The sequence below is a fragment of the Geobacillus genomosp. 3 genome (assembly GCF_000445995.2).
GTDB lineage: Bacteria > Bacillota > Bacilli > Bacillales > Anoxybacillaceae > Geobacillus.
In genome coordinates, this window is the sequence record NC_022080.4 from 160,902 (window position 1) to 183,813 (window position 22,912).

22 protein-coding genes are annotated in these 22,912 nt (G+C 52.8%); 15 read left to right on the forward strand and 7 right to left on the reverse strand.

Annotated features, from left to right (window positions below):
• Window positions 1-5 precede the first annotated feature (5 nt).
• The 9 genes from rsiW to M493_RS00965 all read left to right on the forward strand — a co-directional run bounded on the left by rsiW (window position 6) and on the right by M493_RS00965 (window position 9,674).
• A complete protein-coding gene (gene rsiW / locus M493_RS00925; RefSeq protein ID WP_020958398.1) occupies window positions 6-617 on the forward strand; it encodes an anti-sigma-W factor RsiW in 612 nt (203 codons plus the stop codon).
• Window positions 618-689: 72 nt separating this feature from the next.
• Window positions 690-1,511, forward strand: coding sequence for a diadenylate cyclase CdaA (cdaA, locus tag M493_RS00930; protein WP_020958399.1), 822 nt, complete (start codon window positions 690-692; stop codon window positions 1,509-1,511).
• On the forward strand, window positions 1,504-2,745 hold the full coding sequence (locus M493_RS00935) for a YbbR-like domain-containing protein (protein WP_020958400.1): 1,242 nt from the start codon (window positions 1,504-1,506) through the stop codon (window positions 2,743-2,745). The genes cdaA and M493_RS00935 overlap by 8 nt, the downstream gene beginning before the upstream one ends.
• A gap of 27 nt (window positions 2,746-2,772) precedes the next feature.
• Window positions 2,773-4,119, forward strand: a complete 1,347-nt coding sequence (gene glmM, locus M493_RS00940; RefSeq protein ID WP_020958401.1) for a phosphoglucosamine mutase — start codon at window positions 2,773-2,775, stop codon at window positions 4,117-4,119.
• 527 nt (window positions 4,120-4,646) lie between these two features.
• Window positions 4,647-6,449 (forward strand): glutamine--fructose-6-phosphate transaminase (isomerizing), encoded by a 1,803-nt coding sequence (glmS, locus tag M493_RS00945; RefSeq protein WP_020958403.1) that lies wholly within the window; start codon window positions 4,647-4,649, stop codon window positions 6,447-6,449.
• Between the two features lie 625 nt (window positions 6,450-7,074).
• Complete coding sequence (locus tag M493_RS00950; protein WP_051391574.1) at window positions 7,075-7,575, forward strand: cupin domain-containing protein; 501 nt, start codon at window positions 7,075-7,077, stop codon at window positions 7,573-7,575.
• Window positions 7,576-8,079: 504 nt separating this feature from the next.
• Window positions 8,080-8,559, forward strand: a complete 480-nt coding sequence (locus tag M493_RS00955; protein ID WP_020958406.1) for a DUF2975 domain-containing protein — start codon at window positions 8,080-8,082, stop codon at window positions 8,557-8,559.
• Window positions 8,560-8,569: 10 nt separating this feature from the next.
• Window positions 8,570-8,794 (forward strand): helix-turn-helix domain-containing protein, encoded by a 225-nt coding sequence (locus tag M493_RS00960; RefSeq protein ID WP_020958407.1) that lies wholly within the window; start codon window positions 8,570-8,572, stop codon window positions 8,792-8,794.
• 19 nt (window positions 8,795-8,813) lie between these two features.
• Entirely contained in the window at window positions 8,814-9,674 is an 861-nt protein-coding gene (locus M493_RS00965) for a DUF817 domain-containing protein (protein ID WP_020958408.1), read from the forward strand.
• Between the two features lie 58 nt (window positions 9,675-9,732).
• On the opposite strand, the gene M493_RS00970 is transcribed toward M493_RS00965, so the two are convergent.
• Window positions 9,733-10,497, reverse strand: a complete 765-nt coding sequence (locus M493_RS00970; protein WP_020958409.1) for a TatD family hydrolase — start codon at window positions 10,495-10,497, stop codon at window positions 9,733-9,735.
• Window positions 10,498-10,504: 7 nt separating this feature from the next.
• Entirely contained in the window at window positions 10,505-10,831 is a 327-nt protein-coding gene (locus tag M493_RS00975) for a winged helix-turn-helix transcriptional regulator (RefSeq protein ID WP_020958410.1), read from the reverse strand.
• Window positions 10,832-11,084: 253 nt separating this feature from the next.
• Between M493_RS00975 and M493_RS00980 the strand changes: the two genes are divergently transcribed.
• The 3 genes from M493_RS00980 to M493_RS00990 are packed head-to-tail and all read left to right on the forward strand — an operon-like array spanning window position 11,085 to window position 13,003.
• Window positions 11,085-11,942: a VOC family protein gene (locus tag M493_RS00980; RefSeq protein WP_020958411.1), complete on the forward strand. Its 858-nt coding sequence runs from the start codon at window positions 11,085-11,087 to the stop codon at window positions 11,940-11,942.
• Window positions 11,943-11,977: 35 nt separating this feature from the next.
• On the forward strand, window positions 11,978-12,577 hold the full coding sequence (locus M493_RS00985) for an NADPH-dependent FMN reductase (RefSeq protein ID WP_020958412.1): 600 nt from the start codon (window positions 11,978-11,980) through the stop codon (window positions 12,575-12,577).
• Between the two features lie 18 nt (window positions 12,578-12,595).
• Window positions 12,596-13,003: a DoxX family protein gene (locus M493_RS00990; RefSeq protein ID WP_020958413.1), complete on the forward strand. Its 408-nt coding sequence runs from the start codon at window positions 12,596-12,598 to the stop codon at window positions 13,001-13,003.
• A gap of 130 nt (window positions 13,004-13,133) precedes the next feature.
• Here M493_RS00990 and M493_RS00995 read toward each other — a convergent pair whose 3' ends face one another.
• Window positions 13,134-14,507 (reverse strand): sigma-54 interaction domain-containing protein, encoded by a 1,374-nt coding sequence (locus M493_RS00995; protein WP_020958414.1) that lies wholly within the window; start codon window positions 14,505-14,507, stop codon window positions 13,134-13,136.
• Window positions 14,508-14,837: 330 nt separating this feature from the next.
• Here M493_RS00995 and pruA point away from each other — a divergent pair, with 330 nt between their 5' ends.
• From pruA to M493_RS01010, 3 genes are all read left to right on the forward strand, one after another.
• Complete coding sequence (pruA, locus tag M493_RS01000; protein ID WP_020958415.1) at window positions 14,838-16,385, forward strand: L-glutamate gamma-semialdehyde dehydrogenase; 1,548 nt, start codon at window positions 14,838-14,840, stop codon at window positions 16,383-16,385.
• A gap of 384 nt (window positions 16,386-16,769) precedes the next feature.
• Complete coding sequence (locus M493_RS01005) at window positions 16,770-17,978, forward strand: ornithine--oxo-acid transaminase (protein WP_020958416.1); 1,209 nt, start codon at window positions 16,770-16,772, stop codon at window positions 17,976-17,978.
• Between the two features lie 151 nt (window positions 17,979-18,129).
• Window positions 18,130-18,738 carry a DedA family protein gene (locus tag M493_RS01010; RefSeq protein ID WP_041267816.1) on the forward strand — a complete coding sequence of 203 codons (609 nt, stop codon included), beginning with the start codon at window positions 18,130-18,132 and terminating at the stop codon, window positions 18,736-18,738.
• 60 nt (window positions 18,739-18,798) lie between these two features.
• Here M493_RS01010 and M493_RS01015 read toward each other — a convergent pair whose 3' ends face one another.
• The 4 genes from M493_RS01015 to M493_RS01030 all read right to left on the reverse strand — a co-directional run bounded on the left by M493_RS01015 (window position 18,799) and on the right by M493_RS01030 (window position 22,582).
• Window positions 18,799-19,788, reverse strand: coding sequence for a FecCD family ABC transporter permease (locus M493_RS01015; RefSeq protein WP_020958418.1), 990 nt, complete (start codon window positions 19,786-19,788; stop codon window positions 18,799-18,801).
• Entirely contained in the window at window positions 19,785-20,792 is a 1,008-nt protein-coding gene (locus tag M493_RS01020; RefSeq protein ID WP_020958419.1) for a FecCD family ABC transporter permease, read from the reverse strand. The genes M493_RS01015 and M493_RS01020 overlap by 4 nt, the downstream gene beginning before the upstream one ends.
• 66 nt (window positions 20,793-20,858) lie before the next feature.
• Window positions 20,859-21,785, reverse strand: a complete 927-nt coding sequence (locus M493_RS01025) for an iron-hydroxamate ABC transporter substrate-binding protein (protein ID WP_020958420.1) — start codon at window positions 21,783-21,785, stop codon at window positions 20,859-20,861.
• The gene (locus tag M493_RS01030; RefSeq protein ID WP_020958421.1) at window positions 21,782-22,582 is read right to left on the reverse strand and encodes an ABC transporter ATP-binding protein; all 801 of its coding nucleotides are present in this window, start codon (window positions 22,580-22,582) and stop codon (window positions 21,782-21,784) included. The genes M493_RS01025 and M493_RS01030 overlap by 4 nt, the downstream gene beginning before the upstream one ends.
• Window positions 22,583-22,912: the final 330 nt, after the last annotated feature.

Consider the following 22,912-nt stretch of genomic DNA (forward strand, 5'->3'; position numbering starts at 1 on the left):
AAACTATGAAATGTACGAAAGAAATGGTATTACTCATGCACAGCTATCTTGACGGTGATCTTCAGCCGGGTGAGGAGCAACGGCTAAAAGAGCATTTGCGTTCGTGTACCGCTTGTGCTACCCATTTTCATGAGCTAAAAAAAACGGTTGCCTTTCTACAATATGCCTCCCATGTGACCGCGCCGCCCTCGTTTACGTCAGTGGTGATGGGGGCGATGCCGAAGGAGAAAAAGACTGCACGGCTGCGCCGTTGGCTGCACGGACATCCACTGTTGACTGCCGCTTCGCTGTTTCTTCTTCTCACCATGGGAAGCGTCGCCTCCTCATGGGGAGGGCAAGGAGCGTTTTCCGTTTCAGCTGATGAACATGTGGTGATCCGCGACCATATGGTCATCGTGCCAGAAGGTGAAACTGTCAAAGGGGACATTGTCGTCCGCAATGGATCGATCCGGATTGAAGGAACGGTTGATGGGGATGTAACGGTGATCCACGGGGAGAAATATATGGCGTCGGCCGGGCGGGTGACCGGGGAAGTAGAGGAAATTAATCAAGTGTTTGAATGGATTTGGTATAATATTAAAGAGAGGGTCAGCCGTGCGCTCCAATCGCTTGAATGATGGCAGCCATCGTCCGATGGCTTTTTCCATGACCATCAGAAGATTGGAAGTAGAAATAAAGGAAGTGTGAAGATGTCCTTCGAAGAGCTCCCCATCTTGTCGTATTTATTGAAAATCGTCGACATTCTTGTTGTTTGGTATGTCATTTATAAATTGATGATGATGATTCGCGGGACGAAGGCCATTCAGTTATTAAAGGGCATTTTTTTAATTATTTTAGTCCGCTTCGTGAGCAATTATCTCGGACTCACTACACTGCAATGGCTGATGGATCAAGCGATCATTTGGGGGTTTCTCGCGATCATCATCATTTTTCAGCCGGAATTGCGGCGCGCCCTCGAGCAGCTTGGCCGCGGGCGGCTGTTTACCCGCAGTACAGTCAATGAAGATGAAGAGCGGTTGCGGATGGTTGAGGCTATCGTGAAAGCGACCGAATATATGGCGAAACGGCGCATTGGGGCGCTCATTTCCATCGAGCGGGAAACCGGGATGGGCGACTATGTTGAAACCGGAATTATGCTAAACGCGCACGTATCGTCGGAGTTGCTTATTAATATTTTCATTCCGAATACACCGCTTCATGATGGGGCAGTGATTATTCAAAAAAATCAAATTGCTGCGGCGGCCTGTTATTTGCCGTTGTCGGAGAGCCCGTTCATTTCAAAGGAGCTCGGGACGCGCCATCGGGCGGCGCTCGGCATTAGCGAAGTGACCGACAGTGTCACCGTCGTTGTATCCGAGGAAACCGGGGCGGTGTCAGTGGCGAAAAACGGCGAACTGTACCGCGATTTAACGATCGATGAATTCCGGGAACTGTTGACAGGCGAGTTGGCTCCGGCTGCGAAGACCGCCGCTTCTTCCCGTTGGCAATGGAGGGGGAAGAAACATGGATAAATTAATGGACCATCCTTGGTTTATTCGTGTCGTCTCTTTATTGTTGGCCATTATGCTTTATATGTCGGCCAATATCGGGGCGAAACCCGGGGAGCAGACACGCAATACATTTGGCCAGGACAATACGGAAACATTGATCGATATCCCGGTTGTCGCCTACTATGATGAGGAAAACTTGGTCGTATCCGGCGTGCCGAAATATGTAAATGTCACGCTTCAAGGTCCGGCAAGCATCGTCAAACCGACGGCACTGCAGCGGAATTTCGAAGTGTACGTCGATTTAACCGACTTGCCATTAGGAACGTATACGGTGCCGATCAAATACAAGGATGTTTCCGAGAAACTGAAAGTGAATATTCAGCCTGCTTCGGTGAAAGTGACGATCCGTGAAAAAGTATCAAAACGCTTCCCGATCGGTGTTGAGTTTTTCAACCGAAACAAAATGCCTGAAGGCTACTCTGTCGGAGAGCCGACCGTGAAACCGGACGCTGTGACGATTACCGGGGCGAAAGAGCTGATTGACGAGATTTCGTTTGTCAAAGCGATCGTCGACTTGGAGGGAGCAACGGAAACGCTGACGAAAGAAGCACGAGTCCGAGTGTACGACCGCGGTGGCAATGAAATAAATGTTGAGCCACAGCCGTCAGTTGTGGAAGTGACCGTACCGGTAAAAAGTCCGAGCAAGACCGTGCCACTTCAAGTACAAACCACTGGGGAGCTGCCGGACGGAGTACACCTTGTTAGCATCGATCCGGAGCCGGACCGGGTGACGATTTATGGGCCGAAAGAGGTGCTCGATCAAATTGACAAGCTAGAAGGATTGACGGTCGATTTGGATGACATCACCGATGATACAACGGTAGAGCTTGACGTTCCGTCCCCCGACGGAGTAAAAAGTGTTGACCCGGCCAAAGTCAAGGTTCATATCGACATCGAAAAAGATGAGGCGCGCACATGGGAGAACGTGCCGATCACGGTTGTCGGTCTGCCGGATTCGTACGAAGCCGATTTTTTGAAGCCGCTCGAAGGGAAAATTACTGTCCGTCTCATCGGTCCGCCTGATATCGTCCGCGGTTTGACGAAGGACGATGTCCGTCTTTATGTCGATGTCAGCGGGCTCGATGCCGGCGAGCACCAAGTTCCCATCCAATGGGACAAACCGGAACAAGTCCGATGGGAGCCATCGACGGAAACGGCGATGGTCAATATTAGCGAAAAAGCAGTTGCACAATAAATTGTACAGTAAGGAGAGAGTGACCGAATGGGTAAATATTTTGGCACCGATGGTGTACGCGGGGTAGCGAATCGTGAGCTGACGCCGGAGTTGGCGTTTAAAATCGGCCGCTGCGGTGGATATGTGCTGACGAAAAGTGCGGAGCGTCCGAAAGTGTTGATCGGACGCGACACGCGCATTTCCGGGCATATGTTGGAAGGCGCCCTTGTCGCCGGACTGCTTTCGATCGGAGCGGAAGTGATGCGCCTTGGCGTCATTTCCACACCAGGCGTCGCCTATTTGACGAAAGCGCTCGGGGCACAGGCTGGCATTATGATTTCCGCCTCCCACAACCCCGTCCAAGATAACGGCATTAAATTTTTCGGCCCGGACGGGTTTAAACTGTCGGATGAGCAGGAAGAAGAAATTGAAGCGCTGATCGACAGCCCTGAGGATATGCTGCCGCGACCGATTGGCGCCTCGCTTGGCCAGGTCAATGATTATTTTGAAGGCGGACAAAAGTACTTGCAATATTTAAAGCAGACGATCGATGAAGATTTCTCAGGGTTAAAAATCGCCCTCGACTGCGCGCACGGGGCGACGTCGTCATTGGCAACGTATTTGTTTGCCGATTTGGACGCTGACGTCATCACAATGGGCGCTTCGCCAAACGGGCTGAACATTAACGAAGGAGTCGGTTCCACCCATCCGGAAGCGCTCGCTGCATTTGTCAAAGAAAAAGGAGCCGATGTCGGGCTTGCCTTTGACGGCGACGGCGACCGCCTCATTGCCGTCGATGAGAACGGCAACATCGTCGATGGCGACCAGATCATGTACATTTGCGCCAAATATTTAAAAGAAACCGGCCGCCTCAAGCACCAAACCGTCGTCTCGACCGTCATGAGCAACCTTGGGTTTTACAAAGCGCTTGAGGCGCAGGGAATCAAAAGCGTGCAAACCGCCGTTGGCGACCGCTATGTCGTCGAAGAAATGAAGAAGAACGGCTACAACCTCGGCGGCGAGCAGTCCGGACACATCATCTTCCTCGATTACAACACAACGGGGGACGGCATGTTGACAGCGCTCCAGCTCGTCAACATCATGAAAATCAAAGGCAAGCCGCTTTCCGAGTTGGCCGGGGAAATGAAAAAATACCCGCAGCTGCTTGTGAACGTCCGGGTGGCCGATAAGGAAAAAGCAATGGAAAACGAACAAGTGAAAAAAGTGATTCAGGAAGTGGAGGCAGAGATGAACGGCAATGGCCGCGTCCTCGTTCGTCCGTCAGGGACGGAACCCCTCGTGCGCATTATGGCTGAGGCTCCAACCGAAGAGGCGTGTCGCGCCTACGTTGAGCGGATCGCCGATGTCGTCCGCCGTGAAATGGGAGCGGAATAATCGACCGCCTGGACAACCACCCTATGCATAAACGGAACATTTCCTTTCGTTTATGCATAGGGTATTTTATATAAATAGTTGACGCCGCTGGGAATGTCCTGTAATATTAACGTTGTTGCCTTTTGCATGAAAGGAGGCGATGGCAGGGCGAAGCAAGGGGATCAGGAACAGCAGTTTGTTGCAACGGATTGAACGCCTCAAAAAGAAAAACTGGTTGGTTGTTGCACTCGTTTTGACGATGAAAAGCGCCTGGACTAAGCGCAAGGACGGAAGTGCGCTTAGTTGACGAGGAGGAGGTTTATCGAGGGTTTCGGCGGATGCCTCCCGGTTGATGCGATGACAGCCGCAAGTCCTCTCTTAAAACAAAGGGGCGACCCTTTGCACAAAGGGGAGGATATCATCGCGCGAATACAGATAGGGAGTCTGCCGCGTTCATCGGCGAGGCTCTGGCTTGTTCTTTGACAACTGAACAGCGATTGCGGATCTCGTTGGCGGCAGCCTCCGATACTAAAGGAGGAAACGTTGCCATGTGCGGCATTGTTGGTTATATCGGTTACCAAGATGTGAAGGAAATTTTATTGCGCGGATTGGAAAAACTCGAGTATCGCGGCTACGATTCGGCGGGGATCGCCGTCTTAAATGAGAACGGGGTTCATGTGTTTAAAGAAAAAGGGCGGATCGCCGATTTGCGCCGCATCGTCGATTTGAACGTCAAGGCGACGGTCGGCATTGGCCATACGCGCTGGGCGACGCACGGGGCGCCAAGCCGGGTGAACGCCCACCCGCACCAAAGCGCCTCAGGCCGGTTTACGCTCGTGCATAACGGCGTCATCGAGAACTATGAAATGGTGAAGCGCGATTATTTGGCCGATGTCACATTCCAAAGCGACACGGACACGGAAGTGATCGTCCAGCTCGTCGAAACGTTCGTCAACGACGGACTGGCAACGGAAGAGGCGTTTCGAAAAACGCTCTCGCTGTTGAAAGGATCGTACGCCATCGCCATGATCGACGCGCAAGACGAAAACACGATCTATGCGGCGAAAAACAAAAGCCCGCTTCTCGTCGGCTTGGGCGATGGATTTAACGTTGTAGCGAGCGATGCGATGGCGATGCTGCATGTGACGAACCGATTCGTCGAACTGATGGATGGGGAAATGGTCATCGTCACGAGCGAGAACGTCACGATTCAAACGTTAAACGGTGAAACAATCGAACGGAAGCCGTTTACGGCCGAGCTCGATGCGAGCGACATTGAAAAAGGGACGTACCCGCATTACATGTTGAAAGAAATTGACGAGCAGCCGTTTGTCATCCGCCGCATCATTCAAAAATACCAAGACGAAAACGGCGGATTGACGATTGACCAAGCGATCATCAACGAAGTGCTGAACGCCGACCGTTTGTACATTGTCGCGTGCGGTACGAGCTACCACGCAGGCCTCGTCGGCAAGCAATTGATCGAGTCGTGGGCGAAAATTCCGGTCGAAGTGCATATCGCCAGCGAATTTTCGTACAATATGCCGCTGTTGTCGGAAAAACCGCTCTTCCTCTTTATTTCGCAAAGCGGCGAAACGGCCGACAGCCGCGCTGTGCTCGTGCAAACGAACAAACTCGGCCATAAAGCGATCACCATCACGAACGTCCCGGGTTCGACGCTGTCGCGCGAAGCCGACTATACGCTGCTGTTGCACGCCGGTCCGGAAATCGCCGTCGCCTCGACAAAGGCCTATACGGCGCAAATTGCCGTGCTGGCGATTTTGGCGGCGGCCGCGGCGAAAGCGAAAGGCTTTGAGCTGGGCTTTGACTTGACGAAAGAGCTCGCCATCGTCGCCAATGTGATGGAAATGCTGTGCGACGCGAAAGAAGAAATGGAAAACATCGCGAGCGACTACTTGACGTTGACGCGCAACTGCTTCTTCATCGGCCGTGCGGTGGACTACTATGTCTGCCTAGAAGGCGCGCTGAAACTGAAGGAGATCTCTTACATCCAAGCGGAAGGGTTCGCCGGCGGCGAGCTGAAACACGGCACGATCGCCTTGATTGAGAACGGCACGCCGGTCATCGCGCTTGCCACCCAAGAGCACGTAAATTTGAGCATTCGCGGCAACGTAAAAGAAGTCGTCGCCCGCGGCGCGAACCCGTGCGTCATCTCGATGCGCGGCTTAGAAGGCGACGGCGACCGCTTCATCATCCCGGCTGTCCATCCGGATCTTACGCCGCTTGTCTCCGTCGTGCCGTTGCAGCTGATCGCGTACTATGCCGCTCTGCACCGCGGCTGCGACGTCGACAAACCGCGCAACTTGGCGAAGAGCGTGACGGTGGAGTGAGCGGGTTGGCGGTGGGAAAGATATTTGTCTTTCTACCAAAAAACCTTAGCGATGCACAAAAAAGTTCGATGATGAATAAAAAGTGCAGCGGTGATTAGGGAAGAAATTGAGGGAGAAGGAAATAGGATTTAAGGGAATCGAGGAAGGTACCTGACGGTGCTTTTCTCGATTCCTTTTTATTTGGAGCAAAAAAAGGGGAAAAAGGCAAGTATGCGGTGCAATAATGAAGCAGATATCCTATTTGTTTATAGGATTTTTATAATGGGGGGCGAAAGCGCCTGTGTTTGTGCGTGGGGATGACGTACCTTCTCGGCATCGGAGCGGCGTGGTTGGTGTAAAAAATGTGACTTATTGACACTTGAAAAATGGAGACCATTTGGCGGAGTTGGTCGGACAGGTGGGAAAGGTCTAACCTGTTCGGGTTTCATGGCGATGAATGGCCACCGCTTTTTGTCGGTTTCTCCTCCTCACGATGCTCCGTTTGCCCATGTGCTCTTGTCACTCCTTACTGGGCGATTGCATAAACTAGTCGCAGATTCCACAAATTCCAAGCGTGAGGAGAGTGAACACGGAATTGAATCCTTATTATGTCCATCCGTATTACAGCACGCAGTGGCCCTATCCGATGCCTTCTTACTGGACCCTTCAACAAGACCGGCGAAACTTTTATTCACATGGTTATTCTGAAAACTTGCTGAATAACAGGAACCCTCAAATCGAATTGAAAGATTACGGCGGGAAACCGTTCGTGGTCAATATCGAGCAAGCCGCCAAACAGAATCCGAATTATCGGACAGCGATCTGGACGGGCAACCATTTGCAGGTGACGTTGATGAGCATCGATGTTGGAGGCGATATCGGTCTGGAAGTGCATCCCGATGTCGATCAGTTCATCCGCATTGAACAAGGACAGGGGCTTGTACAAATGGGGAAACGAAAAAACGTTCTGGATTTTGAAAGGAATGTGTCCGAAGATGACGCCATCATGATTCCAGCGGGGACGTGGCATAATGTGATCAACACAGGACATGTCCCTCTGAAGCTGTATTCCATTTATGCTCCGCCTGAGCATCCGTTTGGCACGATACACAGAACGAAAGCAGAAGCCAAAGCTGTTCATCGGTGATGGATTTGACCGTTTGTTGGAGATACGGTTTGTCTTGATTGCGGAGAGGTTGCATCCATAAAAGTGAAGCATCCCGAAAAGTTGAAATCACGTCACGAATATCGGCTCTTAGACCATATATACTAGACCGTCGAGATGACCTTATGATCGGCGTTGGGCTTGCCCCACCCATGTTTGATGAACGGCAATCCGAAAAGCCAGCAGCCGAGTCGATCCTTTGGCTGGCGGAGATCGGGCCTGACGGGCCGAACGGCGGATTTTTCCAGGATGGAAAGCGAATTGATTGGTAATGGGCGGCGTGGAAGTGAATATGGTTGTGCAATGATCCAAAATCAAGGATTATGTTGCATCAACGTTTGTAATCAGGCGTTCCCCTGTGCCGGGAATGCTTTTTTGCTTATCGTGTTTTGCAACAAAAATTTAATTAAAATCAATAATTATTTATTGAAAAACGATAAATCAACCGTTACAATAAAATCGAAAACCGGTCAGTGAGGTGTTTCGATGAAACGGGAAACGTTGTTTTTGAAGGCGTCTTTAGTGTTGATCGGCCTTCCGGTTTTGGCATTGTGCCTATTTTTGGTGCCTGCGCTTGCGAAGGTGGCTGTCAAGCTCGTGCCAACGTTCCCTTCGGTCAAGTATTTTGTTTATGTTGTGTTTGAGGCGTCCGCGCTGCCGTTTTATTTTGCTTTGTACCAGGCGTTTCGGCTGTTAGTGTATATTGACCGAAACGATGCGTTTTCCGAGGCGTCGGTGAAAGCACTCAAGGTCATCAAGCATTGCGCCGTCGCCATCAGCGGGCTGCATTTGCTCTCCTTGCCGCTGTTTTACTTGTACGCCGAGAAAGACGACGCTCCGGGCGTCATTTTCGTCGGCCTGATTGTGCCGTTTGCGTCGCTTGTCATCGCTGTGTTCGCCGCTGTCTTGCAAAAGCTGCTGCAGCAGGCGATCGAAATCAAACAAGAACATGAGCTTACGATTTGAGGTGGACGGCATGCCGATTATCGTCAATTTGGATGTCATGTTGGCCAAACGGAAAATGAGCGTGACTGAGCTGTCGGAGAAAGTCGGGATCACGATGGCGAACTTGTCGATTTTGAAAAATGGGAAAGCAAAAGCGATCCGCTTTTCGACATTGGAAGCCATTTGCAAGGCGCTCGACTGCCAGCCTGGCGATATTTTGGAGTACCGGAGCGAGGACGAGGAGGCAAATTCGTGAAGATGGGGAGGGGCGACCGATGAAAGGAGAATATGGGGCGAGCGATCCGTTTTGTCAGCCGTTGGTGGTTAGGACGCGACAGTGGACTATCGTCACGGCATTGAAGCAGCTGATTCGTTTTGGCTGGGAGCAGGCGCGATCGTGCGTGTTTCCGGTCGTCATTTTTGCCTCATTGGCGCTGACGAAGCTCGTGCCGCTTCCGCTGTTGCCGCGTTATGATTGGCTGCTTGTCATTTGCCTTCTCATGCAATGGTGGATGGTGCGGTCAGGGCTGGAAACGCGGGATGAGCTTGAGGTGATCACCTTGTTCCACATCATTGGGCTTGCGCTCGAGCTGTTTAAAGTGCGCATGGGGTCGTGGTCGTATCCGGAAGAGGGGTATACGAAACTCTTTGGCGTACCACTGTACAGCGGGTTCATGTATGCGAGCGTGGCGAGCTACCTTTGCCAGGCGTGGCGAAGGCTGAAGGTGGAGCTTGTGCAATGGCCGCCGTTTTGGCTCGTCGTTCCGTTGGCGGCGGCGATTTACTTGAATTTTTTCACCCACCATTATTGGGTGGACGTTCGTTGGTGGCTCTCAAGCTTCGTCATGCTTGTCTTTTGGCGGTCATGGGTGACGTATGAGGTCGGGGGAGTGCGCTACCGGATGCCGCTTGTTTTGTCGTTTTTGCTGATCGGGTTTTTCATCTGGATCGCGGAAAACATCGCCACCTTTTTTGGCGCTTGGCAATATCCGAACCAAGCGAAGGCGTGGAGCCTCGTTCATCTTGGGAAGGTGAGTTCATGGTGTTTGCTCGTCATTGTCAGTTTTCTCATCGTGGCGACGTTAAAGCAGGTGAAGAAGGAATATGTAGACCGGGAAGAGGCTGGCCATGGGTAGAACAGTTTCCCGGAATAGATTTCAAGCCGAGCAGGGGATTTCTTGCTGCTCGGCTTTGTCATCTTGTTGCTTTCCCATAAAGCCGCTTCGCATTCGCTGTGGTGACCGCTTTCACTTGTTCGACATCCCGTCTGTATTGGGCGGCCACGGTACGAGCGGAGTCGAGCAGCCATAGCGGCGTTGTCGGTTTTCCGGCAAACGGGCCGGCAAATGGCCATGGGCCGTCGGTTTCTAAGAGCAGCTGTTCGATCGGAACAAAAGATAATAGTTGCTTGTCGCGTTCGCGGTAGCACACTTCCGGTGTGACGGAAATGTAGTAGCCGCATGCGACGATTTGTCTGACCACCGTTGGATCAGCCTTCAGCCAGTGGAAATGGGCGTGTCGGACGCCGGCTTGCCGCAAGATGGCCAAGGCGGTTTCGGCACGGTCGTAGACGGCGTGAAGGGCGAGCGGCAAGGAGGCATCGGCGGCGATGGCCGCGATTTCGGCTAACCGTTCTTGATAGGCGGGCAGCTTGGCGCCCGCTTCTGCGGAATAGTATGGCAGCCCGACTTCGCCGATGGCGGCGAGCAGCGGCCGCTCTTGCTTGACGAGCTTTGTCCATTCGTTCCAGTCGCTTTCGCTTGGCAGCGGCTGTTCGGGATGAAAGCCGATAGCCGCATAGATGAAGGAAGGGAACTGCTGCTTCAGTTCGAGCGTCCGGTAGCTCGAGCGCAAATCGGTGGAGACGGCGACGACACCGGTGATGCCAGCCTCTTGCCAGCGCTCGATTTGTTCGCTGATGTTCGGATACTGGTCGAGATGGATATGGGCATCGATCATGGCCGCGTTATCCTCCGTTGTCCATAAGCCACGTTTTTGACCACTTTTCAATTTCACGCATAACCGGTTCAAGAGCCTGCCCTTTCTCTGTTAACGAGTATTCAATGCGAACCGGCGTCTCCGGAAACACTTCCCGCTTGACAATCCCCTCATTTTCCAAATCCTTTAGTCTCTCTGATAAGACCCTGCCGCTGATGCCGATCGCGGATTCAATATGGCAAAAACGCTGCGGTCCGGTCAGCAGCTGGTAAATAATTAATCCCGTCCACCGCTGGCTTAATAATCCCATGGCTTTTTCAAATCGAGGACAAAGCGTTTTATCCAATTCGATCATCTCCTTACCTTTATTATAAACGGTTCCAGCGGCTGAACAACTATGATGTTCATTCACGTGAGCCTGTCAGGGGCGAAGTGGACGAAGTCAAGGAAACTTTTGTTCCTTGTTCATATTGTAACTGATTTTACGGGATAACTTAATTATATTTTATAAATAAATTAACTTGACTTAACTAAATTATAAATATATACTTACTTACATAAAGTAAGTTAATATTCACTTATATCCACAGTGATAAGGAGGTGGCGACATGAATTTCCATCGCAAGCCGGCAACGTTCGTCAGCCAGGTCAGCATCAAGGTGGAGAATATCGAGCGTTCGATCGATTTTTATGAACAAGTCATCGGCTTTAAAGTGTGGAAAAAAACAGACCGGCAGGCGTTGTTTACGGCTGATGGCCAAACGGTTTTGTTGTCGGTTGAACAGCCGGAAAACGTCATTCCGAAGCAGGGCCGGACAACAGGGCTGTACCATTTTGCGATCTTGCTTCCGACGCGGGCCGACTTAGGAAGAGTGTTCGCCCATTTGCTTCGCATTGGCTATCCGCTGCAAGGGGGCGCTGACCATTGGGTGAGTGAGGCCATTTATTTGGCCGATCCGGATGGAAATGGAATTGAGCTATATGCCGACAAGCCGTCTTCCACATGGAGATGGGCGAACGAAGAGGTGGCTATGTCGACGGAGCCATTGGATGTGAAAGGACTGCTGGCCGAAGGGAAAGAGGAAGCTTGGCATGGCCTTCCGCGCGGGACGTTGATCGGGCACATTCATCTGCACGTTTCAGAGTTGCGGCAGGCTGAACAGTTTTATACGAAAGGGTTAGGATTCGACGTTGTCAATCGATACGGAGGCCAGGCGCTGTTTCTTTCGACAGGAAAGTACCATCACCATATTGGCCTAAATACGTGGAATGGCGTCGGCGCGCCGATGCCGCCAGCGAACAGCGTTGGCCTTGAATCTTTTACACTCATGTTGCCGGATGAAGCGGCAAAGGAAAAAGTGGCCGCCGGGTTGAGGGAAGTCGGCGCTTCTGTCAAGGAGGAAAATGGAGTATTGATGACATGGGATCCTTCGGGAAACCGTATCCTTTTGCAAATTTCCACATAGAAACTTATTCATCATAGAAGAAGGCGGTGTAAAACATGGGTTTTTTTGATAAATTGCTGAAAAAAGAAACGAAGGAGGAACCAACCATGGCCAATGAAACGTTAAAGATCGGGATTATTTTAGGAAGCACTCGGCAAGGGCGCGTCAGTCCGCAAGTCGGAAAATGGGTGAAAGAACTTGCCGATCAACGTGGGGATGCCCATTATGAGATTGTGGATATTGCTGATTTTAACTTGCCGTTTTTCGGAACAACAGACGGAACGGAGCCGGGCATCGCTGCTTGGAACGAGAAACTGGCTAGTCTTGACGGGTTCGTATTCATCGTCCAGGAATACAACCATAGCATTACCGGGGCGTTAAAAAATGCGCTTGATTGGGCTCGTGAAGCTTGGAACAATAAGGCGGCAGGAATTGTCAGTTACGGTTCGACCGGCGGGGCCCGTGCCGCTGAACATTTGCGCGGAATTTGCGGCGAGCTCAAAATCGCTGACGTCCGTACACATCCGACATTGTCGCTGTTTACGGATTTTGAGAATGGAACAGTGTTTAAGCCTCAAGCGTTCCATGTTGAACAAGTCAATGCGATGCTGGATGAGCTTTTATTATGGAGCCGGGCGTTAAAAACCGTGCGATAACACGGAGGAGAACGAAGAATGGCGCAAAAATACGAATGGGCGTTGTTGATTTTACGGGTCGTTTTAGGGGTGACATTTCTGATTCACGGCATCGCCAAATTCCAAATGGGTCTTGGCAACGTAGCCGGTTGGTTCGAAAGCATTGGTGTGGCCGGGTTTCTTGGTTACGTTGTCGCCTTTATTGAACTGATCGGAGGAATGGCCTTAATCTTGGGATTGGGAACGAGAATGATTTCGGCGCTGCTTGCATGTGTGATGCTTGGCGCCATTTTCACCGCCAAGTTGTCGGCCGGTTTCTTGGGCAATGGGCAAACAGCAGGGTATGAATTGGATGTCACCTTATTGTCCGTGGCGATTGCTCTTTGTCTTAGCGGCAGCCGGTTATTTGCCTTGGACAATAAATTTTTCGAATCATCAAAGAACTAACAATAAGACAAGATTTCCCCGCTTCTTTACCGGGAATTCATTTGGGAGCACACGTTGCGGAAAAGTGGACATCACTCCGAACGTGTGCTTTTCTATTGAACGGCTGTTCTTGGTTCCATTGTCTTGCTGTTTATCCCCACTCTTTATCAATCTGATACTTGCGGATGCGGTATTGCAAGTTTTGTCGGCTTAAGCCGAGCGCTTTGGCTGTTTTCGTGATGTTGAAGCCGTGATGCTGCAGCGCCTTGCGGATGTAGTAAATTTCGACTTCCTCCATGTATTTGTCAAGCGGCAACATGTCTTCGATATCAAATAAAAAGTCGGTTTTAGCATCATCGGGAGCGAGTCTGGCCCGAAAAGAGGCAGGCAAATGGGCGAGGGTGATCGTCTCCTCTTGTTCCATCGTCGCCATCGTTTCCAAAATGACGGCTTCCAGTTCGCGCACGTTGCCGGGCCAACGGTAAGCAAGAAACGCCTCTTGTACGTCATCACTGAGTCTTTCGACGTTTAAACCGTAGCGCTCGTTGCCTTGGCGGATGAAATGGGTTGCCAGCGACAAAATGTCTTCTTTCCGTTCGCGCAATGGCGGCAGGACGATGCAATGGACGGCGAGCTGATAGTATAGCGGTTTCAATAGTTCCCCGGCTTGAACAGCGTCGATCGGATCGCCGCTTGTTGAGGCGATCAAGCGGACGTCGGTTTGAACCGGTTGTTGACCGCCAACACGAATCAATTGTTTTTCTTGCAAAAAACGTGCGACCTTCTCCTGCAATGGCAAGCTTAAAGCGTCGATATCGTCAAGCAGCACGGTGCCGCCATCCGCCTGTTCAAACAAGCCAAGTTGGATTTCATCTCCTTCTTCACAGCCAAACAGCATCGTTTCGAGCCAATCGTCAGGGAGCGCCAAGCACGTTTGCACGAAAAACGGTTTCGTCCGCCGTCCGCTTTCGTGGTGAATGCTTGACGCGAACAGCTCTTTGCCCGTTCCTTTTTCGCCGATAAGCAGGACGGGCGCATCGGAGCGGGCGGCGTATTTGGCGAGGCGGATCGCTGCTTGTATGGCCGCGCTTTGACCGATCATATCCGCGAACGTGCGCGCCGACTCTTGACGCTGCCGCTGTTCTTCCATCAGTTTGCGGAATTTCGTCATGTCTTTGGCGATTTCCACCGCTCCGATGATTTCCCCGTCTTTTCGCAGCGGATACGTGTGGTTGATCGTCGTCACCGCCTGCCCTTTATTATTAAAATACGTTTGTTGTTGATTGAGGATGCTTTCGCCGGTTTGCAACACTTGAAGCAGTGTGCTCGGCTGTTTCGGGTCAAAACGAAACACATCTAAAATGTTCTTATCAAGCACATCCTCGATGTCCATGCTCTCGATGTCGCGCATTTTTTGGTTGTAAATGATCGTTTTGCCTTGTTTGTCGACGGCATGAATGCCGAGGTCGATCAGCTCGATCACTTGCGCGTAGATGGATAAGAGCGCTTTCACATCGCGGTTCATACATACCCCTCTTTTTTTAGGAACTATTATACCACATTGCCTGCTGTTGCATAGATAAAGAAGGCAAAAAAATTTTGCATACTATGAACAAGAAGGATGGGTATTCCACGCCGACGGGAAGGGAGGACGCTTGAAACGTGCATTCGCAAAATGCGAAAGGCGGAAGCTGGTCGATGGGGTTGTAAAGACGGGGGAAACAGGGGATACTAGAAAAAAGCTGGTGGTGACAAAAGAAAAAAGTTGAAATGCGCCATAAAGATTTGCATAATATAACTATGGAAGCGTTTTATTGAGAAAAATTTTTTTGCCTAATGAAGGGGGACGAACTCGATGGTGCAGCCGTATAAACATGAACCGCTCACTGATTTTACCGTAGAAGCGAACCGTGAAGCGTTTTTAGCGGCGCTCAAAAAAGTCGAAGCTGAGCTGGGCCGCGATTATCCGCTCGTGATCGGCGGAGAACGGGTGATGACGGAAGACAAAATCACGTCGGTCAACCCGGCGAATAAAGCGGAAGTGATCGGCCGGGTGGCGAAGGCGAACAAAGAGCTGGCGGAGCGGGCGATGAAAACCGCTGATGAAGCGTTCCGTACATGGAGCCGAACGAGCCCGGAAGCGCGGGCCGATATTTTGTTCCGCGCAGCGGCGATCGTGCGCCGGCGCAAGCATGAATTTTCCGCTTGGATGGTGAAAGAAGCGGGCAAACCGTGGCGCGAAGCGGATGCGGATACGGCCGAAGCGATCGACTTTATGGAATATTACGCGCGGCAAATGTTGAAGCTGAAAGACGGTATTCCGGTTGAAAGCCGTCCGGGGGAAACGAACCGGTTTTTCTATATTCCGCTTGGGGTCGGGGTCGTCATTTCACCGTGGAACTTCCCGTTTGCCATTATGGCGGGCACGACGGTCGCTTCGCTTGTGACGGGCAATACAGTGCTCTTGAAACCCGCGAGCGCAACGCCGGTTGTGGCGTATAAATTTGTCGAAGTGCTCGAACAGGCTGGGCTTCCGGCCGGCGTGTTGAACTATATCCCGGGAAGCGGGGCGGAAGTCGGCGACTATTTGGTCGACCATCCGCGCACAAGGTTTATTAGCTTCACCGGCTCGCGTGAAGTCGGAGTACGCATTTATGAGCGGGCGGCCAAAGTGCAGCCGGGGCAAATTTGGTTGAAACGCGTCATTGCGGAAATGGGCGGAAAAGACGCCATTGTCGTCGACAAAGAAGCCGATCTCGAACTGGCGGCGCAATCGATTGTCGCCTCGGCGTTTGGCTTCTCGGGGCAAAAATGTTCGGCGTGCTCGCGCGCGATCATCGTCGAGGACGTCTACGACCAAGTGCTAAACCGCGTCGTCGAGCTGACCAAACAGCTCAACGTCGGCGACCCGGCCGAACAGGCGACATTTATGGGCCCGGTCATCGACCAAGGGGCGTACAACAAAATTATCGAGTACATCGAAATCGGCAAGCAGGAAGGTCGCTTGATGACGGGCGGAGAAGGAGACGATTCGAAAGGTTTCTTCATCCAGCCGACGGTGTTTGCCGATGTCGACCCGAACGCGCGCATTATGCAGGAAGAAATTTTCGGGCCGGTCGTGGCGTTTGCGAAAGCGCGCGACTTTGATCATGCGCTGGAGATCGCGAACAACACGGAATACGGCTTGACGGGAGCCGTCATTTCGCGCAACCGGGCGAACCTTGAGAAAGCGCGGCACGAGTTTCATGTCGGCAACTTGTATTTTAACCGCGGCTGCACAGGCGCCATTGTCGGCTACCAGCCGTTTGGCGGCTTCAACATGTCAGGCACCGATTCGAAGGCAGGCGGTCCGGACTACTTGATCCTCCATATGCAAGCAAAAACGGTGTCGGAAATGTTTTAACGCCGGGGCGGCCGCGGCCGCCCTCTTTTATTCATCTGCGCCAAGGAGACCCCCGTTTCTGCGCGTGAGCGTAAGTGGAGGATGAACCGGTGTTCACCGTCCATCTTCCCTTTGCCTTCAATGAATCAAAAGTATAAGCCGTCCGAAATTGTTTGAATGTAGGGCTTTGTTTGCTGTCGCGGCAAGACAGCAGAATTACGGGGCGCACGGGGGCGGATTGATGGACAGCCCACCGTGGGGCAAGGGTTCCTAAGAATCTTCCCTCTTGAAGCGTCCGCGTAGGTCGGAGGGCGTTCAACGTCCTGGCAAGGAGTTTTCCGCTTCAAGGCGGGGCTGAAGTGGGAAAAGGATAACGTGCAGGAGAAACCAAGAGGAGTGATCCTGATGACAACGAAATCCGAACAGCTCATCGAACAGACGGAGCGATACGGGGCGCATAATTATCATCCGCTGCCGATCGTCATTTCCGAAGCAGAAGGAGTATGGGTGAAAGACCCGGAAGGAAACCGCTATATGGACATGTTAAGCGCCTATTCGGCTGTCAACCAAGGGCATCGCCATCCGAAAATTATTGCGGCGTTAAAGCGGCAAGCTGAGCGCGTCACCCTCACGTCGCGCGCCTTTCATAACGATCAGCTCGGCCCATGGTATGAAAAGGTGTGCCGGCTGACAAACAAAGAGATGGTCTTGCCGATGAACACCGGGGCGGAGGCGGTCGAGACAGCGCTCAAGGCGGCGCGCCGCTGGGCGTATGACGTCAAAGGCGTCCCGGACAACCAGGCGGAAATCATCGTCTGTGAAGGCAACTTCCACGGCCGGACGCTCGCTGTGGTGTCGTTGTCGTCCGAACCGGCCTATAAACGCGGTTTTGGTCCGCTTTTGCCAGGGGTGAAAATCATTCCGTACGGCGACATTGAAGCGCTAAAAGCGGCGCTGACCCCAAATACGGCAGCGTTTCTCCTTGAACCGATCCAAGGGGAAGCCGGCATCCGCATTCCGCCGCAAGGGTTTTTAAAAGCGGCGTATGATGTGTGCAAGGAGAACAACGTCTTGTTTATCGCCGATGAAATCCAAACCGGCCTTGGGCGGACCGGAAAGTTGTTTGCCTGTGACTGGGAAGATGTTGTGCCTGACATGTATATTTTAGGAAAAGCCCTCGGCGGCGGGGTGTTCCCGATTTCGTGCGTCGTCGCCAACCGTGATATTTTGTCGGTGTTTGAACCCGGCTCGCACGGATCGACGTTCGGCGGCAATCCGCTCGCATGCGCGGTGTCGATTGCCGCGCTTGAGGTGATCGAAGAAGAGCGGCTGGCGGAGCGGTCGCTTGAGCTTGGCGAATATTTGTTGGCGAAGTTAAAACAAATCGAAAACAAAGACATTAAAGAAATCCGCGGCCGCGGCTTGTTTATCGGCGTCGAGCTGCATGGACCGGCGCGTCCGTATTGCGAAGCGCTGAAAGAACAAGGACTGCTTTGCAAGGAGACGCACGAAACGGTCATCCGTTTTGCGCCGCCGCTCATTATTACGAAAGAAGAGCTCGACTGGGCGATTGAGCGGATTGTAAAGGTGCTGTCCGAACCGGCCGCTGTTTAAAGAAACGGAGAAAGGGTGTCCCGAAAATACGGCGGGGCGCCTTTTTGTTTTGCGGGGAATGGCGGTTTTCTGTTAAGATAGGGAAAGGATTGCATTGACGATGCATAAACATCCTACATAAGCGAAGGGCGAGCGAATGGAGGAAGAACGCGTGCAGGCTTGGATCACCGATTTTATGGAGCAATTCGGATATATCGGCATTTTTTTGATGATCGCGCTTGAAAATATTTTCCCGCCGATTCCGTCGGAAGTCATTTTGCCGTTTGGCGGGTTTATGACGACATACACGTCTTTGACGGTGCCGGGCGTTATTGCGGCGGCGACTGCCGGTTCGGTCGTCGGGGCGTTGGTGCTGTATGGCGTCGGCCGGCTATTGTCTGTCGAGCGGCTTGAGCGGATCGTCGACCGCTGGGGCGGATGGCTGCGGGTGAAGCCGGAAGATATCGCCAAAGCGAACCGGACGTTTCAACGCTACGGGGTATGGGCGGTGTTTCTCGGCCGCATGATCCCGCTTGTGCGCAGTTTGATTTCCATTCCGGCCGGCATGGCGAAGATGAACGTATGGCTGTTTGTCTGGCTGTCGGTATTAGGGACGCTCATTTGGAATACGATTTTAATTTCCGTTGGCGCGGCGCTCGGCCAGTCGTGGGGAAAAGTATCCGACGTGATTGGCGCGTACGCTGAAGTCGTCTATGTCATCATCGCGATTGTCCTTGCCGTTGTGGTTGTCCGCTTTTGGAAAAGACGCCGGGTTTCATGAACCGGCGCCTTTTTTGTGGGTGCTATCGTTCGAATCCGCTCTAATGACGAGCAGCGGATGTCAACGTTTCAGCAATAAGTAAATGAAATACGGCGCGCCGATCAAGGAGACGATGACCCCGGCGGGGAGCGGCTCGGCGAGGGCGTTGCGCCCGATCGTGTCGGCTGCAAGCAGCAGCCAGCCGCCGATCAGCATCGCCGCTGGAATGACCCGTTCATGGCGCGGGCCGACAATGGCTTTGGCGATATGCGGCGCCATCAAGCCGATGAACGAGATGCCTCCCGTCACGGAGACGGCGGCGGCTGCGACGGCCACAGCTGTTATCATAAGCACGAGCCGCTCGCGGCGGACGTGGACGCCGACCCCGATTGAAACAGGATCGCCTAAGTGCAAAATATTGAGATGCTTCGCCCGATACAACGCCACCAGTGTGCCCGCCGCCAGCCACGGCAACATAGCCGAAATAAACGGCCAGTCATCACCCCAAATGTTGCCGGAAAGCCAGCGGGCGATAAAATCGACTTTCGTCCGGTCAGCCGCAGAAATGAGGACGATCATCAGCCCGGAGAGCGCCATCGAAAACCCGACGCCGGTTAAGATAAACGGCACCGGCTGCAGCCCGGTTGTTTTATTGTAGGAGACAGCATAGATGGCAGCCGCCGTCAGCAGCGCTCCGGCGAAGGCAACGAGCGGCAAGGTGTAAAGAAATGTTCCGGCCTCAATCGGGAAAAACAAAAAGAACAAGGCGACGCCTGCGCCGGCGCCGGCGTTGATCCCAAGCACGCCCGGGTCGGCGAGGTCATTGCGCGTGAGGCCTTGCAATACGGCCCCGGATAAGGCGAGCGCCATGCCGGCCAACAAGGTGATGAAAAGGCGCGGCAGGCGAAGGGAAAACAAAATGAATTCCTCTTCCATCGAACCGTAGCCAAACAGTGTCGGGACGATGCGGTTATATGAGAGCGGCGCATCGCCGGTGCCTAAGGCGACGGCCGCCGTTGCGGCAATGAGCAGCGCAAGCAAGGCAAAGAGCGAAAGACTTTGTTTTCTCATGAAAAGCCCCTCCCTTGTTTCCGGACGACGAAGAGGAAAAACGGCAAGCCAATGACGGCGATGATGGCGGCTACCGGCGTTTCGAACGGTGCATGGATCGTGCGCGCCGCCGTGTCGGCCAGCACCATGGCGCCGGCGCCGCCAGTCGCTGACAGCGGGATGACGAACCGGTAGTCGGCGCCGGCGATCGCCCGCACGAGGTGGGGGATCATCAATCCAATAAAGGTGATATTGCCGGCGATTGCGACTGACGCTCCCGTCAGCAAAAACACCGCCAAAAACAGCGCTGTTTTCACGGCTGCTGTTTTTTGTCCGACGCCGACGGCGACGTCTTCGCTTACGCTAAGGATCGTCAGCGGCCGCGCATACGAAACAGCAATAGCCAGACCAATTGCAATGAGCGGGACGCCAACGGCCAGCTGTTTCCATGAGACCCCGGCCACCCCGCCTGACGTCCACATCGAGACGTCTTTGGAAATGTGGAAATACAGTCCGATCCCTTCAGCGATGGCGAACAAAAGCGCCGAGACCGCCGAGCCGGCCAGGACGATGCGCAGCGGAGAAAACCCGCCTTGGCGCATGGCGCCGATGCCAAAGACGACGCCTGCTCCGACGGCCGCACCAAGCAAACAGGCGACCGTGATCAACAGATAATGGGCGGAAGGGAAAAAGGCCATCGTCATGGCCAACGCTGCGTTCGCTCCGGCGGTGAGGCCAAGAAGCCCCGGATCGGCGAGCGGGTTGCGCGTCATCCCTTGCATGATCGCCCCGGCGACGGCAAGGCCGGCGCCGACAAAGGCGGCCGCTGTTTCGCGCGGCAAGCGGAGCTCACGAATGAGGTCAAGCTGTTTGCCTTGTTGATCGGAAAACAACGCCCGCCATACGTCGCTCCATGTCGTATCGGCGACGCCAATTCGCATCGAACCAAACCAAACGGCGGCAAGCAGGCCAAGCGACAGAACAAACGTATAGCGAAACGGCCAACGCCGGCGGTCTGCATCCATCGGTGACTCCCCCTTTGACACAAGAAAGGACGGGACATTCACTTCGGTGAACGCCCCGTCTCTTCGTTATTGGCCTAAAAAGTGTTTTTGAAAGAAATCGAGCTGGTAGTCTAACGTAATCGGGTCGTTGAAATAAAATGCCTTCGCATCAGCGACAAACATATGGCCGTTTTTCACAGCAGGGATGTTTTTGAACGTGTTCGTCTCCATAAACGATGTGTCGCCGTCCCCGTTTTTGCTTAAGATGAGATAATCGCCGACAAACTGCGGCAGCGCCTCAAGGGAAACGGCATAGTAGCCCGGTTTGAGCGCTTGCTCTTCCACAGCTTTGGGCATTTTCAATTTCATTTCTTGGTACAAAATCTCGGTGCCGCGCGCCCAGTTGTTGCCGAACACATACAGCTGCTTATCAAAGTTTTCAGCTACGGTGACGGTCGCGTTTTCGCCAATTTTGGCCCGGATTTCTTCCCCGGCTTGTTGCGCCCGTTGTGTAAAGTCGTCGATCCACGCTTTCGCTTCTTTTTCTTTATTCAACAGTTTGCCGATTTCCAAAAACTGCGTCAAATAATCGACCTTCCCATATGTAAAAGTGACGGTCGGCGCGATTTTGCTGAGCTTGTCGACGTTTTTCGTATTGGATAATCCGATAATTAAGTCCGGTTTTAATGCCATAATTTTTTCAATGTCTTCATCGGTCACGACTTCGGCGTCTTTCAGTTTCTCTTGAAAAAGCGGATTCATTTTCGACCACGAATCCACGCCGACAACGGGGACGTCCAAGGCCAGCACATGCCCGGCAAACGTCGATAAGACGACGACGCGCTTCGGATCAGCCGGCACTTCCACCGGTCCGTTTTCCGATTGATACGTAATCGTTTCCGGTTTTTTTTCAGCCGGCGACGCGTTCGTTTCCTTGTTGTCGTTCGCTGTGTTGCCGCACGCGCTCAACACAAGCGCAAAAAGAAGCAGCAATGCAAGCCATGTTTTTCTCATGATGAATAAGCCTCCCTCAGCAGATGGTACGTCAAGCAAACTGGTTTGTTCGTCCGCGGATCGCGGCCGATGTCGGCGTCAATGCCGAACACGTCGCGGAGCACTTCGCGACAGATGACGTCTTCGCTCCGCCCGGACTTGATGATGGCTCCTCCTTTCATAGCGATGATATAGTCGGCGAAACGGGCCGCCTGGTTGATGTCATGAAGCACCATGACGATCGTCCGCCCTTCTTCTTTGTTCAGCCGCTCCAGCAGCTCGAGCACTTCAAGTTGGTGGGCGATGTCCAAGTACGTTGTCGGTTCGTCCAAAAAGATGATGTCCGTCTCCTGGGCGAGCGCCATGGCGATCCAGACGCGCTGCCGCTGCCCGCCGGAGAGCGCATCGACCGGCCGGTGTTTTAAGTCGGCCGTTTTCGTCATGTGAAGCGCCCAGTCGATCGCTTCGTAGTCTTGTTTCGTCAGACGGCCAAACCCTTTTTGATACGGGAAGCGGCCGTACGAGACGAGCTCGGCGACCGTTAATCCGCTTGCCGCTTCCGGCGTCTGCGGTAAAATGGCCATTTTTTTCGCCAGCTCTTTCGTGTGCTGCTGCGAAATCGCTTGGCCGTCCAAAATGACCGCACCGGACTGCGGGGAAATGATGCGCGTCAACGTTTTCAAGAGCGTTGACTTCCCGCATCCGTTCGGCCCGATAATGGCCGTAATTTGCCGGTCGGGAATGTGAACGGACAAGCGTTCAAAAATCGTCCGGTCATCGTAGCGGACGGTCAGCTCCTCGGCGTACAAGCGGACCATGCGGTCACCCCCTTTTGAGTTGGAAAATGAGAATCAATATCAATATCATTCCTAAACTCCATTATAGCGAATTCGTTAAAAAAAAGACAATACATTTTTGTGAATAAACGATGAATTTAATTGGCAACAGAGGGCCTAAGCCGTTCAAAACAAAGGGGAAATTACACGGGATCAGGGCGAAACGGACAGGGAAAGAAGGATCAATGTTGGAGGAGGAACCGTATTTGGCAATCTTTCTTGATGCTGTATGAAGTGTAAAAGGTGTCTCGGCCTCTCACAGGGCTGTGATCCGCCGCGGGACGGTACACTGTCACGGCAAACTATATAGAT

Bases quoted from the DNA above. Each gene is read 5' to 3' on its own strand.
- M493_RS01015 (WP_020958418.1), bottom strand. From the start codon at position 19,788: ATGAGAAAACAAAGTCTTTCGCTCTTTGCCTTGCTTGCGCTGCTCATT.
- M493_RS00960 (WP_020958407.1), top strand. From the start codon at position 8,570: ATGCCGATTATCGTCAATTTGGATGTCATGTTGGCCAAACGGAAAATG.
- M493_RS00975 (WP_020958410.1), bottom strand. From the start codon at position 10,831: ATGATCGAATTGGATAAAACGCTTTGTCCTCGATTTGAAAAAGCCATG.
- M493_RS00955 (WP_020958406.1), top strand. From the start codon at position 8,080: ATGAAACGGGAAACGTTGTTTTTGAAGGCGTCTTTAGTGTTGATCGGC.
- glmM (WP_020958401.1), top strand. From the start codon at position 2,773: ATGGGTAAATATTTTGGCACCGATGGTGTACGCGGGGTAGCGAATCGT.
- M493_RS01030 (WP_020958421.1), bottom strand. From the start codon at position 22,582: ATGGTCCGCTTGTACGCCGAGGAGCTGACCGTCCGCTACGATGACCGG.
- glmS (WP_020958403.1), top strand. From the start codon at position 4,647: ATGTGCGGCATTGTTGGTTATATCGGTTACCAAGATGTGAAGGAAATT.
- M493_RS00950 (WP_051391574.1), top strand. From the start codon at position 7,075: ATGCCTTCTTACTGGACCCTTCAACAAGACCGGCGAAACTTTTATTCA.
- M493_RS00965 (WP_020958408.1), top strand. From the start codon at position 8,814: ATGAAAGGAGAATATGGGGCGAGCGATCCGTTTTGTCAGCCGTTGGTG.
- M493_RS01020 (WP_020958419.1), bottom strand. From the start codon at position 20,792: ATGGATGCAGACCGCCGGCGTTGGCCGTTTCGCTATACGTTTGTTCTG.
- M493_RS01005 (WP_020958416.1), top strand. From the start codon at position 16,770: ATGACAACGAAATCCGAACAGCTCATCGAACAGACGGAGCGATACGGG.
- pruA (WP_020958415.1), top strand. From the start codon at position 14,838: ATGGTGCAGCCGTATAAACATGAACCGCTCACTGATTTTACCGTAGAA.
- rsiW (WP_020958398.1), top strand. From the start codon at position 6: ATGAAATGTACGAAAGAAATGGTATTACTCATGCACAGCTATCTTGAC.
- M493_RS00980 (WP_020958411.1), top strand. From the start codon at position 11,085: ATGAATTTCCATCGCAAGCCGGCAACGTTCGTCAGCCAGGTCAGCATC.
- M493_RS01025 (WP_020958420.1), bottom strand. From the start codon at position 21,785: ATGAGAAAAACATGGCTTGCATTGCTGCTTCTTTTTGCGCTTGTGTTG.
- M493_RS00970 (WP_020958409.1), bottom strand. From the start codon at position 10,497: ATGATCGATGCCCATATCCATCTCGACCAGTATCCGAACATCAGCGAA.
- M493_RS00995 (WP_020958414.1), bottom strand. From the start codon at position 14,507: ATGAACCGCGATGTGAAAGCGCTCTTATCCATCTACGCGCAAGTGATC.
- M493_RS00935 (WP_020958400.1), top strand. From the start codon at position 1,504: ATGGATAAATTAATGGACCATCCTTGGTTTATTCGTGTCGTCTCTTTA.
- M493_RS00985 (WP_020958412.1), top strand. From the start codon at position 11,978: ATGGGTTTTTTTGATAAATTGCTGAAAAAAGAAACGAAGGAGGAACCA.
- M493_RS00990 (WP_020958413.1), top strand. From the start codon at position 12,596: ATGGCGCAAAAATACGAATGGGCGTTGTTGATTTTACGGGTCGTTTTA.
- cdaA (WP_020958399.1), top strand. From the start codon at position 690: ATGTCCTTCGAAGAGCTCCCCATCTTGTCGTATTTATTGAAAATCGTC.